Annotated in this window: 13 protein-coding genes; 2 read left to right on the top strand and 11 right to left on the bottom strand. The window is 68.2% G+C overall.

From position 1 onward, the window contains the following. Window positions 1–312: 312 nt before the first annotated feature. On the top strand, window positions 313–954 hold the full coding sequence (locus tag ACGFIQ_RS19950) for a hypothetical protein (protein ID WP_393245570.1): 642 nt from the start codon (window positions 313–315) through the stop codon (window positions 952–954). A gap of 7 nt (window positions 955–961) precedes the next feature. Here the strand turns inward: ACGFIQ_RS19950 and ACGFIQ_RS19945 are convergent, their stop codons facing one another. Genes ACGFIQ_RS19945 through amcA form a run of 10 tightly spaced genes read right to left on the bottom strand, consistent with a single transcriptional unit; the run spans window position 962 to window position 9434 of the window. Next, window positions 962–1765, bottom strand: a complete 804-nt coding sequence (locus ACGFIQ_RS19945; protein WP_393245568.1) for a phosphotransferase enzyme family protein — start codon at window positions 1763–1765, stop codon at window positions 962–964. Next, complete coding sequence (locus tag ACGFIQ_RS19940; RefSeq protein ID WP_393245566.1) at window positions 1758–2411, bottom strand: histidine phosphatase family protein; 654 nt, start codon at window positions 2409–2411, stop codon at window positions 1758–1760. Before ACGFIQ_RS19940 ends, ACGFIQ_RS19945 begins: the two co-directional genes overlap by 8 nt. Before the next feature lie 14 nt (window positions 2412–2425). Further along, window positions 2426–3169 (bottom strand): phosphotransferase, encoded by a 744-nt coding sequence (locus tag ACGFIQ_RS19935; RefSeq protein ID WP_393245564.1) that lies wholly within the window; start codon window positions 3167–3169, stop codon window positions 2426–2428. Next, window positions 3166–3981 carry a class I SAM-dependent methyltransferase gene (locus ACGFIQ_RS19930; protein ID WP_393245562.1) on the bottom strand — a complete coding sequence of 272 codons (816 nt, stop codon included), beginning with the start codon at window positions 3979–3981 and terminating at the stop codon, window positions 3166–3168. The genes ACGFIQ_RS19935 and ACGFIQ_RS19930 overlap by 4 nt, the downstream gene beginning before the upstream one ends. A gap of 24 nt (window positions 3982–4005) precedes the next feature. Continuing rightward, complete coding sequence (locus ACGFIQ_RS19925) at window positions 4006–4527, bottom strand: topology modulation protein (RefSeq protein WP_393245560.1); 522 nt, start codon at window positions 4525–4527, stop codon at window positions 4006–4008. Between the two features lie 51 nt (window positions 4528–4578). Continuing rightward, a complete protein-coding gene (locus ACGFIQ_RS19920; RefSeq protein WP_393245558.1) occupies window positions 4579–5613 on the bottom strand; it encodes a hypothetical protein in 1035 nt (344 codons plus the stop codon). Next, the gene (locus ACGFIQ_RS19915) at window positions 5610–7319 is read right to left on the bottom strand and encodes a carbamoyltransferase (RefSeq protein WP_393245556.1); all 1710 of its coding nucleotides are present in this window, start codon (window positions 7317–7319) and stop codon (window positions 5610–5612) included. Before ACGFIQ_RS19915 ends, ACGFIQ_RS19920 begins: the two co-directional genes overlap by 4 nt. Next, entirely contained in the window at window positions 7316–8269 is a 954-nt protein-coding gene (locus ACGFIQ_RS19910) for a thymidylate synthase (RefSeq protein ID WP_393245554.1), read from the bottom strand. The genes ACGFIQ_RS19915 and ACGFIQ_RS19910 overlap by 4 nt, the downstream gene beginning before the upstream one ends. A 17-nt stretch (window positions 8270–8286) precedes the next feature. Continuing rightward, the gene (locus tag ACGFIQ_RS19905) at window positions 8287–9258 is read right to left on the bottom strand and encodes an NAD-dependent epimerase/dehydratase family protein (protein ID WP_393245552.1); all 972 of its coding nucleotides are present in this window, start codon (window positions 9256–9258) and stop codon (window positions 8287–8289) included. Next, entirely contained in the window at window positions 9255–9434 is a 180-nt protein-coding gene (amcA, locus tag ACGFIQ_RS19900) for a multiple cyclophane-containing RiPP AmcA (RefSeq protein ID WP_393245550.1), read from the bottom strand. Before amcA ends, ACGFIQ_RS19905 begins: the two co-directional genes overlap by 4 nt. Before the next feature lie 733 nt (window positions 9435–10167). Between amcA and ACGFIQ_RS19895 the strand changes: the two genes are divergently transcribed. Further along, complete coding sequence (locus ACGFIQ_RS19895) at window positions 10168–11400, top strand: XRE family transcriptional regulator (protein WP_393245548.1); 1233 nt, start codon at window positions 10168–10170, stop codon at window positions 11398–11400. Here the strand turns inward: ACGFIQ_RS19895 and ACGFIQ_RS19890 are convergent. Beyond that, the gene (locus ACGFIQ_RS19890) at window positions 11397–12053 is read right to left on the bottom strand and encodes an HAD family hydrolase (RefSeq protein ID WP_393245546.1); all 657 of its coding nucleotides are present in this window, start codon (window positions 12051–12053) and stop codon (window positions 11397–11399) included. The two genes, ACGFIQ_RS19895 and ACGFIQ_RS19890, sit on opposite strands and share 4 nt — an antisense overlap. Window positions 12054–12462: the final 409 nt, after the last annotated feature.

Genomic DNA, 12462 nt, shown 5'->3' with positions numbered 1-12462 from the left:
CGAACATCGCACATAACTGTCGGACATCGCATGCAACTTATGTCGTTCTTGACCTGGCGCGATTGCGCAAAGCGACATTCCCTGCGAGACTCGCCCAAACCGACGGGATTCGGAAAAGAATAAAGAGGCGGTTCTCATTCTATGTGTTGGCGCGCTCTGAAGCGATGCGAGCCCCCCGGACGGACTTTACTCATCTGCTGCGGTTCGGTGCGGCCATTTCATATTGGGCATCAACGGCCGGAGGCGAGACCATCGATCATTTCGTAGATCGTTGGATTACAATTCGTCCGAGGCGTCCCTGAAGAGGTGACCGTGTCCGCCTTGCCGCTACCCGTCCCAACACCCTCACCGGACCAAGTACGGAGGTACCTCGCGCGCTGGCGGGAGGGCGACAACGAAAAGATCGATGCGGCGCTGAGGACCGCATTCGTTACGATGCCAAAGAACATCGACGTTGGCCAAGTCGGAGTCAAGATTGCAGCGCTGAATGGCCTCTACTCGACCAATATCTTCGCCGTGGTTCAGGTCGCCCGGCACATCGTCAGCTTGAACATCGACGCCGCACTGGCGGAGGATGCGGCGGACCCTGCCCTCATCGAGAAGATCGCCAACGTTGAGATCCGCGGAAAGAGGCGGCGCAACTACTCCTTCGCGACTAAGTATTGCAACTTCCACCGGCCGGACGTCTATCCAATCTACGACTCTTTGGTGGTCGGAATCCTTAACGCCTTACTCAAGCAGGGCGAAGCGTTCGACACCCTCACTCGTGGCGAACACTGGGGCACCGACTACGCGATTTGGCACCGCTCGATCAGAAGGTTCCGCGAGCACTACGGCCTGGGTGAATTCTCCATTCGGGACATCGACAAATACCTGTGGACGTTCGCCAAGGAGCGACAGGTCCAGCGCGCTGGCTCGACCTCCATATTCGAGGGCGCACCGACGGCTACTTGACCGGCGTTCACACCTCGGGGCATGTGCCGCTGTGCTGTTGCGCCAAGCTCGTGAGGAAGTCGAAGTGGGCACAGTGCCCCAGTACCGCGTCGTCCACTGTACTGAGCTGGCCGTACGTATGGAGAAAGCTCGCCCGCAGGTCTGGACGGTGGGGCCAGACCCGAGTGGCGAGTCGTACGAGGTCGCGGGCGGGTAGGTCGTAGCGGCTGTGCTCGAAGTCGATCAGCCTGACGGCTCGGTCGTCGCCGTAGATCATGTTGCGAGGCATGAAGTCGAGGTGGCATGGAAGGGCGGATAGCGGCGCCAGCTCTTGGAGGGCTCGCATGTGCGCTCGTACCTGGGCCCTGCGGGCGGCGGGGACGCGATCCCCGGCCTGGTGGATCCAGTACTCGACGCGTCCTGCGAGCCAGGCAGTCCAGTCTGGTTCAAGGCGGGGCGGTCCAGCGGCGTGCAGCGTCTTGAGTAGTTGTCCTGCCTGCTGGTAGGCGCTCTGCTCGGCCTCGGGGTTGAGTCGCCGCCCGTTGAGCGGAACGCCGGATACCGCGGTGATGACGATGGCTGGTGGGTCGTCGGTTGTCGCGAGCAGTCGGGGTGCCCTGTCCCCGAGAGCCGGAACCCAGGTCCGGTAGGCGTGGACTTCCTGGTGGTGTCGTTCCAGGCTGCGATGGATCTTGACAATGACGTCTCCGTTGGCGGCCGTTGAGGCGCGCAGTACGCGAGTGCCAGCGTGCCCGGGGTGCGAGGTCACGGGCTTGGCGTCGTCGTCGAGGAGCCGTTGGCAGAGCGCAAGGTGAATGTTGACGTCAGCCATGGTGGGGCCGGAGGTGCCGGGTGTCGTTGTGGCTGACGAGTTGCCAGATGGTGCGGCCGAAGCGATTGGTTGGTCGCCGCCAACGGGCAATGGAGGCGTGGTCGGTGACGAAGCCGAGCCGCAGGCAAGCGTTCCGGGGGAGGCCGAGGAGCAGGTTGTGGGCCGCTTCGACGGTTTCGCCGTGGGCGGCGATGAAGATTCGTTCACCCTCGTGGCGGGCGAGGATCTTCTGCAGTGCTGCCGTAGCCCGGTAGAGGTACTCGTTCCATGTCTCGGAGCCGGAAGCGTACTGGCGGTCTGGGCTGTGCTGAGGCGGCCCCTGGAAGGAAGTCTTGATGTCGACCCAGGGTCGGCCGTCGGCGTCGCCGTGGTCAGGGCCGCGGAGGTCCGGGTCGATGGTGGCGGGCAAGTGCAGAGATCGGGTGATGATCTCGGCGGTCTGGGTGACGCGGAGTCGGGGTGTGGCGTAGAGGGCGGCATAGGGCTGTTGGGCATGTTCGGCGGCCAGGCGGGCGGCCAGTTGCTCCGCCTGGGCCCGGCCGAGGTCTGTGAGGCCGGTGCAGCCCTGATCGCCGCCGACGATTCCGGCGACGTTGCAGGAAGCTTCGCCGTGGCGGGCGATGACGAGTTCGGTTGTCGAGGTCATCCGGGGATTCCTTCTCAGATCAGCTCGGCGAGGAACGGGTCGGTCCAGGGCCGGACGGTGGGCCAGGGATGCCGGTAGCCGTTGCGGCCGAGATATCGCAGAGTCAGCAGGTGGTGCAGCTCGGCGTACCGTTTCAAGTCGACCAAGCTGCAGATCTGGGGCGCGACAGCGACGAGGTAGGCGTGCAGACAGCGAGTGATCGATCGGTCGGCGAGGCGGCCGTAGGTCATGGATGCGGTGACCAGGAGGCCGGCCAGGTCGTAACCGAAGGGAGCGAGTGTCAGATCGTCGAAGTCGACGACGGCGACCTCGTTGCCGTTCGCAAGGTAGTTCCGAATGTTCGGGTCCTTGTAGAACGTCACTGGCTCCCCGGCTCTGTCGAGTGCGGCGTCGATGGCCGATCCGTGGATGCCCGCCGCGGCTGCGGCGTGGTGTAGCGCCGCCTGACGCGGGCTGGCGAAGTCGGGGATCACGAGTCTGGTCGAGGTGATGTGGGGTTGATCGAGACGGGCGGTCCGAAGTTCACCTCGGTGCGCGACAGCATGGAGCCGGCCGAGTGCTGCGGCGGCCTGCGGAAGATCATCCACTTTCGGTGTGTGCCCCGAGAGCCGCTCGAAAACCAGATGGCGGCGGCCCCGCGCGACCAGCGCAGGTAGGCGTACGCCGGAGCCCAAGCCGGCTAGCCAGGCGTGGTGGGCGGCAGCGGCGGTGCAGCGTTCCGTATCGTCGTACCGCTTGACGAAGGGGCCGCCACTCATGCCCGCACCGCCACGGCGTAGCTAACGGTGGATTGGGTCGTGTAGGGCGGTGGGGCCAGCCGCTGCTGAAGGGCAGATGCGAGGGCGGGGATCCCGCCGGTCAGGGTGATCCGGTATTTGGGTGTGGTGATGAGGTACCGGGCGAGGTGCGTGGCGTCCGCGAACTGGAAGACGTGTTCCTCGTGATGGACGTCGATGACGGTCAGGTTCTTGGCGACGAGGGTGTGCAGGTTGCCGCTGTGGAAGCTCTCGTAGAGGCTCGGTCGGCTGGTGGCGTGTGGGTCGAGTCCGGCGGCGTGGACCAGATGGTCGAGTTCGCCGTAGCTGTCCAGCGACTTGGTGACCAGGACAGCTATGCCGCCAGGGCATAGGCAGCGGGCGATCTCCGCTACGGCCAGACCCGGCGTTGAAGAGTGATAGAGGCAGAAGGCGGCAACCGCAGCGTCGGCCACGCTGTCCGGCAGTGGCAGGTGGTGGAAGTCAGCGCACACCACTGAGCCCAACGCGCCAGCGGCGCCGAGGCGGGCGCGGGTAGTGCGGAGAAGCGCGACCGAGGCGTCGACGGCAAAGAGCCGGCGGGGCCGGAGCCGGTCGGTCAGGCGAAGGGTTGTGGTGCCGCGCCCGCAACCGATGTCGAGCACGATCGCCCCGCGTGGAACCCGGGCGTCGAGCAGGTTGGCGATCGTGTCGGCGACGTCGCTTCCGCTGATCTTGGCGCGATGCAGTGCTTGGGTGCGGTCGGCGAGCCGGCCGTCGCCCCGGTAGAGGTCGCCTTGGACCAGGGCGGGGTCAAGGAACGGGTTGGCCGACATTCGGCGCCTCCCGTTCCGCTGCGGTCAGGTCACGGGCTGGTGCTCGTCGCGGACGCGGTTGAGCAGATGGGCGGCCTGGCGGCGGCTGGTGAGGGTGATCAAGCGGACGTGTGGTCCGTGCTCGCGGAGCAGGTGCTGGACTCGTGGCCGCATAGTGCGCCGGTAGCTGAGGACGTAGCGGACGAAGTTCCAGGTGATGCGGTCGTAGACGCCGTCCTGGTGGTGTTGTCCGCCGCGGTAGCGCCAGCGACGTTGGGCGATGCCCCACAGGCAGGTCGTGGCGGGCAGGTCGAGAAAGATCACGGTGTCGGCGGCGGCAAGCCGGATGGGCAGAGTGCCGGCGTAGTTTCCTTCGATGATCCATCGTTCGCCAGCGACAAGTTTCTCCTGCTGGGCGGCGAACTCGTCCTGCGGTAGCGGCTTCCAGTGCTCGTCGTAGTAGGTCGCGTCGAGGTGAGTCAGCGGCACGTCGAGGATCCGGGCCAACTGGCGCGCGACGGTGGACTTGCCGCTGCCGCCGCAGCCGATGATGGCGATCCTGTCCATGGTTCTCCAGGGTAGAGGTGCGGTGAGCTCGTGCGGTGGTGACACGGTGAGTCATGGCCGCACCGGCTCCGGGTGGCGCAGCAGGTAGTCGAGCACTTCGAGTTGGGTTGAGAGCCGGAACGGGTCGAGGTGACGGAGGCATTCGGTGATGAGGCTGGCGTGCTCGCCGGTGCCGGCGATCTCGGTGAGCCAGCCGATGCGGTGCCGCACGTCTGCGGCGTCGCCGACGATCAGCGACGAGGGAACGAACGCATTGGCGCCTCGGACGTCGGCGGGCAGCAGCGGCACACAGCCGGCGAGGACGGCCTCGAAGATTCGTTGGGTCATCTGCCCGGCGGCGGCGTATCGGGCGGGCAGCAGCAGGACGGTGGCGACCGCGTCGGCGTAGATCGCGGAGACGCGGGGGAACGGGACTCGGCCGATGAAGTTCAGATTCGGCCAGCGCCTGGTGTCGGCCCATTTGCCGGCGATCAGGTGAGGGAGTTGCGCGGCGGTCGGCGCGAAGTAGGTGTCGAACGGGTGGTCGCGGTCGTACTGGTTGCCGATGTAGACCAGCGGGGTGCGACGGGGCAGGGCTACAAGCGTGGTGGGGTCGGCGGCGTCGATGGCCGTGTCGGCGACAGGAAAAAGCAGTGGTACCGCGCCCGGAGTCGGGTGCAGAGCGGGTTCGCAGACGGTGACGTTGCGGGTTCGGCGCAGGGGGTCCGCTGCGGGCAGCCGACGGTCCTTGTCCCACAGGATCGTTGGGGTGCCGAGCTGGTAGGTGTAGTGGTCAAGCAGTTCGACCTGCCGATGCAGGTCGCAGGTATGGCCGGGTCGCCCGCAGACGGTGGTGTTGCGGCCGGGAATGGGCCAGCGCCATTCGAGGAACAGGGCGTCGATATCGGGCAGGCCGACGTCCCAGCGGTAGTGGCCGGTGAGATCGTCGCCGGCCTCGCACAGGTCCCGGTTGGGTTGAAGGAAGACGATGTCACGGCCGGCTGCACGTAGCCCGTCGACCAAGGTCCGGCGGTGGCTGCGGCCTCCGTCCGGGGTGTCGGTGATGCCGGTTCCGAGGAATCCCCAGTAGCTGTAGCCAATTCTCACTTGGTCACCCACTGGTCTTCGATGAGCAGTGCGTCGAGGCCGGATTCGGTCAGGCAGTCCAGGGCCATCTCTGGTGTGCCGCAGATCGGCTTGCCCTTGATGTTCAGTGAGGTGTTGATCAGCACGGGGTGGCCGGTGATCTCACCGAAGCGGGTGAGAACGTCGGCGAGGAAAGGGTGCTGCTCGCGCGTGACGGTCTGGACCCTGGCGGTGCCGTTGACGTGCACGATTGCGGGCAGCTTGTCGCGGGTCAGCTCGGTCACGGGAGCTGCGAGCGACATGTACGGCGACGGTTGGCGTAGCTGGAAGTAGTCGGTGGCCTTGTCGGCGAGTACGACAGGGGCGAAAGGCCGGAACGGTTCGCGGAACTTGACGGTGGCGTTGAGGCGCTCGACCACGCCGGCCTCCAGGGGAGAGGCGAGGATCGACCGGTGCCCCAGGGCTCGTGGCCCGGCCTCCAGCGCGCCGGTGAACAGGCCCACGATTGCCCCGTCGGCTAACTGCCGGGCCAGATGGTGGGCGGGTTCGGCGGGGCGGCTGGCGTGCAGTCCCGCGCGCGGTGCGGCCGGTAGTGCCAGGTCGGGATAGGCGGGGCCGAGGTAGCAGTGGTGGCGTATGCCGGTGGGTGGGCGGCCGGCCGCCTCAAGCCAGGCATGGGCGGCGGCGCCGATCGCGGTGCCCGCGTCGCCGGGGGCGGGCGGTACGTGTATCTCGTCGACGATGCCGGCCTGGGCGATGAGGCCGGCGGCTACGCAGTTCAGCGCAACCCCACCGCCCAGGCAGAGCAGCCCGGAGCCAGTCAGCCGGCGGGCTCGCGCGGCGAGATGCAGCATTACCTGCTCGGTGCGTTCCTGCAGTGCAGCGGCCAGGTCGGCATGCACGGGCTCTACCGGTGCCATCGGCAGGCGGGACGGGCAGGTCGCCGCGGCGAACGCGGGTGTGACCCGGCCGTAGCGGCTGGCGAGCACCCGCAGGGCGATCAGCGCTGGATCGAGGGTGAACCCGTCTGTGGTGAGTCGGATCGCCCGGCACATCAGCTCTCGGAACCGGGCGGGGTCGCCGAGGGCGGCCAGCGCCATCACGGTGCCTTCCTCATCACCGCGGCGCCAGCCGAGGTGTTCCGTGACGGCACCGTAGGCGTAACCGAGGGAGGCCGGGTCGTCGATCGCGTGTGCCAGGTCGAGGCTGAGTTGCGGGTTGCGCCAGCGAGCGTGCCAGGTGGTGGTGGTCTGCAACTCGCCGAGGCTGTCGACGATCAGGACCGCTGCGTCATCCACACCAGCGGCGGCGAAGGCGTACAGGGCATGCGCGCGATGGTGCGGCACTGGCTGGAGGTGTGCGCGTGGGAAACGCTCGGCCAAGTCTCGCATCCGGGCCTGGTAGCGGCGGTGGACCGTGGTGAAGCTGCGGGCCCGTGGTACGGCTCGGGCGCGGCTGGCAGCCTGTCGCAGATGGGTCGGCAGTTGACCCAGCGCACGTAGGTAGCGGCGTCCGTCGAAGTTGTACGCGACCGTGGTCACGTCCGACGGCGACAGGCCAGCCCTGGCGAGCAGCCAGGCGACACCGTATGCCGGGTACGCCTTGCTGTGCTTGACCCCGTCGAGCCGTTCCTCCTCGACGAAGCCGATCAGGTGGCCGTCGACCAGCAGCGCCGCCGCCGAGTCATGCGTGTACGCGCACAGCCCAAGCACCACATCCGCGGTCATGCCAACTCCGGCGCTACGAGAGCCGGCCGGGTGAGGTGCTGGTACCAGGCGACGAGGGCAGCGCCGAGCGGCCCTGGGGTGTCGTGGGCGATCTTGCTAGCCAGGTCCCGCTCGCCGAGCTTCCATGTCCGGTAGCTGGTCAGCACCCGCCCGAACGTGTCCCACAGGGTGCCGTCGGGCAGGTCGCCGTGGCCGGAGATGACCTGCGCGAGGACAGCGTCCAGGCTGGGCCAGTCCACGCCGACCGGATTCATCTCGGTGACGGTCGGTTCGTGGTGGAGACACTCGGCGGCGGCCGGAGCATGATCGGCGTAGAGGTGCAGTGAGTCGACGTGGTGGTGGTACTCGCCGACCTCGACGCCGAGCCAGCCGGCCATCAGCTCCTGCAGGAGCGTCGTCGCGAAGATGTCGTACGGGAAGCCGAGCCAGAGGTCCTGGCTGCGCATGCTGGTGTGCATCTCGAGCCGGCCCTGCCGGATCAGGAACCGGTATCCGAGGGTGCACGGCACGTCCCGGTAGCCGCGGCGGTCGCGTGCCGGGTCGTAGATCTGGACGACGGCTTGTCGGGAGTCTCGGTCGGCCGTCAGTTTCCGGACGACCGCGTCGAGCTGGTCGAGGTCGCCGCCCCACCGGCGGATCCGTGGCCCGTACGCGCCCTGCAGGATCCCGTCGTCCGCGTAGCGCCGCAGGTTGTCGTTGAAGTCGAAGATCCACGGGTCATCCGAGCCAGAGAGGATCCACAGCGCCTCAGCGACGGCGAATGCCGGGTTGATGACGCGTATGGGGGGCACGGAGACCAGCCGGCGACGAGGGTTGGTCAGGCACAGGTGCGCGCCGACGACCTCGGTGGTCATCATGTCGCGCGGGCGGGCGATACGGCCGTTGAGCAGCACCGCCTGACTGGCGGCGGCGAAGAGTTCGCTCGCAGAGTCTGCAGTCAAGACGATCATGAAAGGATTTCCTTCCGTCAGGAGGCGAACGCGGTGAGTCGGTCGCGGGAGAGGTTGACCAACCAGGCGGACTGCCGGGCCATGCCCTCGTGCAGGCCGACGGTGGGCCAGTAGCCCAGCAGTCGGCCGGCAAGGGTCAGGTCAGCGGCCGTCGAGGGAACGTCACCCGGCTGGACGTCGGCTGCCTGGACCGGAATGTGCCGTCCGGTGACCGTGGACGCCTCCTGGATCGCGCCCCGCATGGAAACGCTCGCTCCGCCGCCGATGTTCACCACGGCGCACTGGGCATCTACCTGAGAGGCGGCGATCGTCGCGGCGACGACGTCGGTGATGTAGGTGAACTCCCGCCGTTGGCTGCCGTCGCCGAAGAGGGTGACCGGCAAACCGGTATAGGCCGCGAACAGCAGTCGGCCGATGGCCATGTCAGGTCGCTGGCGCGGCCCGTACACGGTGAAGTAGCGCAGGGCCACGACGCTGAGCCGGTTGTCGGGGCGGCACGCGTAGGCCACGCAGAGCTGCTCGGCGGCGAGCTTGCTCACTCCGTACGGGGAGACTGGGCTGGTCCGGTCGTCCTCGCGGCTGGGTCGGTCTGCCGGCCCGTAAACGCTGGACGAGGAGGCGTAGACGAGCCTCCGCACGCCCGATCGGACACACGCGTCGAGCAGCCGTTGGGTGCCGAGGACGTTGGACTGTGCGTAGTCGTGAAACTCCGAACCCCAAGAGGGCCGGACACCCGGCCGGGCAGCCAGGTGGAACACGACGTCGCAGCCGTCCACGGCGTCATCGAGCCGGTCGGTGGCCAGATCCCGGCAGAGCGATGTGAACAGCGGATTGGCGGCTGAGGCTGCCAAATTCTCATCGGCGAGCGCATCCTGACCGAGCCGGCGGCGGTCCAGGCCGACCACCTGAATTCCCCTGGCCAGGAGCGCGTCGACGACATGCGAACCGATGAAGCCGGCCGCGCCGGTCACCAGCACCCGCGCCGTCACCGGCGACCACCGCGCTGAGCCGGTGGCGACAGCACGCGCTGCCACACGAAGGTCAGTAGAGGCGGGTCGCCCCGAAAGGTCGTCGCCCGGTCCGTCGGTGGCACACTGGGCTGCGCCGCCGGACCGGGCGCACCCGTGGCACCTGCGGAGGCGTGCCGCGAGACGTACACGGTCATGACGCCTCCGTCCGACGTTTGGCCGATTCCCGCTGCTTGTTCCAGTCGTGGGGGGGGGGGCCGGGGGGGGGGGGGGGGGCCCCGGGGGGGGGGGGGGGGGGGGGGGGCCCCCCCCGCCGCCCCCCCCCCCCCCCCCCCGGGCGGCGGGCCCCGGGGGGGCCGGGCCCCCCCCCCATCCCCGGAATCCCCCCCCCCGCCCCCCCCCGCCCGGGGCCCCCCGGGGGGCCCCCGGGGGGGGGGCCCGGGGGGGGGCGGGGGGCCCCCGCCGAGGTGAGGCGGCGGCTGGGAGCACCCCGCCGGTCGCCCGCCCGCGCAGCCCCGATGGCAGTACGCAGGCGAGGAATCAGCCTCACGACCGCACCTCCGGCCGCCGTCACAAGAAGCGGCGTCAGCTCTTCTGCCGCCTTGTCCGATCCGATCGATCTCTCCACCATGAATCCCCTGGCGTCGATGACAATGGGTTGGTGAGCTGGAGCTGCCCGGCAGCGTCCGTCGATGCTCGTCAACAGCGAACCGTCCGGCGGAGCCGAGCGGTACCGTCCACCGCCCGTCCGCTCGCAACCAGGTAGTGACGGGCCGTAGCGGAGATGGCTAACGTGACCATCGTCGACAGAGGACGTACGGAGGTGTCCGCATGACCGGACGGCGCTACCCCGCCAACCGGCGGCTAGCGTGGGAGAGGCTCCAGCGGGGCTGGTCCTACGAGGAGGTCGCCGAGCGGATCCGTGCGGAGATGAGTCACGCCGGCGAGACCGATACCGGGCTGAACGCCAACACGGTGCGGCGGTGGGAAACCGGTGAGCGTTGGCCTGACCCGCGCTACCGCAAACATCTCGTGGCCATCCTCGACAAGCCAGCCGATCAGCTGGGACTGCTTACTCCGGACGAGTTGGCGATGCGTCCGCAGGCAGAGACATTGCACGAGTTCAGGAGGTTGTGGGACATGATCACCGGAGGCGACGAAACCGGCTGGGATCGGGCTAGCGTCCTGCGCGCGTTGTTCGGCGCCAGCATGCTTCCGCTGGTGGCGCCGCTGCTATCACTCGATCCGCAGGCTGCGTACGCCCAAGCCAAGGCCATAGATCCAAGGGCCTACGCCGAGATCGTGCGGTGCCAGCGGACGCTGTACTGGACCAGCCCCGCACGCCCGCTGTACGAGGCTGCGTATGCCCACACACAGCTCGGCACCGGACTCGTCCGCGCGGCCACCGGCACCAGCCGGGCGACCCTCGCCAGCGCCCTCGCCGAGTCGGCGCTCCTCACCGCCCGACTGGCATTCTTCGATCTCAACCAGCCTGCCGTCGCGCAACGCTGCTACGACGTAGCCCTCGCCGCCACCCGTGAGGCCGGAGACCACGCGCTGGCCGCCACCGTCCTCGGCCACATGGCTTTCATCCCGGCCTTCGGACATGATCCGACCGCTGCCCGATCACTGATCGACGCGGCGCTCCAGCACACCTGGCACGGAGTCAGCCCCGCCGTCCGCTCCTGGCTGCACTGCGTGGCCTCGGAAGTCGAAGCCCGCGCCGGGGCTGGGGCAGCAAGCCGCCACCAGATCGACCTCGCAGCGACCGCGATCACGACGCGACCCGAAATGCCCGAATGGTTCGACTACTACGACACCGACCGACTGCACTCCTTCGCTGGCTATGCAGTTCTCGCCGCTGGCGACCATGCCGAGGCCGCCCGCCACCTGGCCACGTCTCTCGCCGGCCTGACCGCGACGGGCGCCAAGCAGCGCAGCGTCGTCCTCGCCGACCTGGCCTCGGCGCACAGCAGCGACGGGGACCACGCCGCCGACTACCTCAACCAGGCCCTGGACGCCCTGCAGGCCGACTGGTACGGCACGGGGCTGGAGCGGGTCAGAGCCGTCCGGCAGGTACTCGGCGACAGCCGCGAGGGCAGCCAACTCGACGAACGCGTCGCCGCCCTCGCGACCAGCCGGGCCGCTCTTCCGGGGAGCTAAGCCGCCGACTCGTTGTGCCTGCGTACCAGCCCGGGCAACTCGGCCAGCGAGTCGAGGTGGAAGAGGCAGCGGTCGCTGATGGTCTTGTCGTCGAGGATGTATCCCCATGGGCCGCGTCGCACCAGGGCGGTCGCAAGCCCGGCCGCCTGCGCCGGCCGGATGTCGTTATCCAGCCTGTCTCCGACGTACAGCACCTGGTCGGCGGGGCAGCCAGCCTCCGTGACGACGCGGTCGAAGAACGCGGCCGACGGTTTCTCGACGTTCCAACCGTCCGAGGTGCCGATCACGTCGACGGGCAGATCAAGGGCGCGCAGGATGGTCTCGGCTCGGGCGGTCTGGTTACCGGCCAGGCCGACCTGCACGCCCAACTCTTGTAAAGCGGCCAGGCATGGCCGGGCGTCCGGGTAAAGGTTCTCCTCGGCGAAGTGCTCCGGCTGCCCAGCGGCGGTCCGGCGCTGCCGTTCCTCGGCGAGGTCGAACCCCGGCCGGAACACCTGGAACGTCTCCCGGTAGTCCAGACCGCGAGCGATGGCCGCGCCGAAGACGGCCGAAAAGGTGTGCCGTGGGACGCCGAGCCAATCGGCCCAGGTGCCGTACTCCCGGGACTCGTCGACGATCGTTTCACCCACGTCGAAGAACACGCTCGAGATCATCCTGGGATTGTGCCCTTCGGCCGCAGGCGGATCAACGTGTGCCGCAGGAGGGGCCGTCGCACGGGGTCTTGGAGTGGGGGGAACCACTGCTGCTGTTACTTGGAGTAACCATCGCATCGGTGCGTGGCGCGTCATGGCCGAGTCGGAAACGGTCTTGTCCGCGCGCCCCTGAAAGATCAGCCCGCGTACGGCACCGATCATTTAGATCAACTATTGGTAGTCCGATTTGACCGAGCCGCACTTTCTGTCCTCAGCTTTTCGGCTGGTTCACTGAACAGTGATCTCCAAAATCGGCCCCAAAACCCCGGTTTGGGTATGTGGGTGCTTGCACGGCTCGCCGACGCCTCGCTCAACGGCCGACGGCGAGCGCGGTCCTCGGTCACGGCGGTCCCGTCTTCCGATCTCCAGG

This window comes from Micromonospora sp. NPDC048898, from assembly GCF_043198035.1.
In the GTDB taxonomy this organism is placed as follows: Bacteria; Actinomycetota; Actinomycetes; order Mycobacteriales; family Micromonosporaceae; genus Micromonospora.
This window is presented reverse-complemented; position numbering and strand designations above follow the sequence as displayed.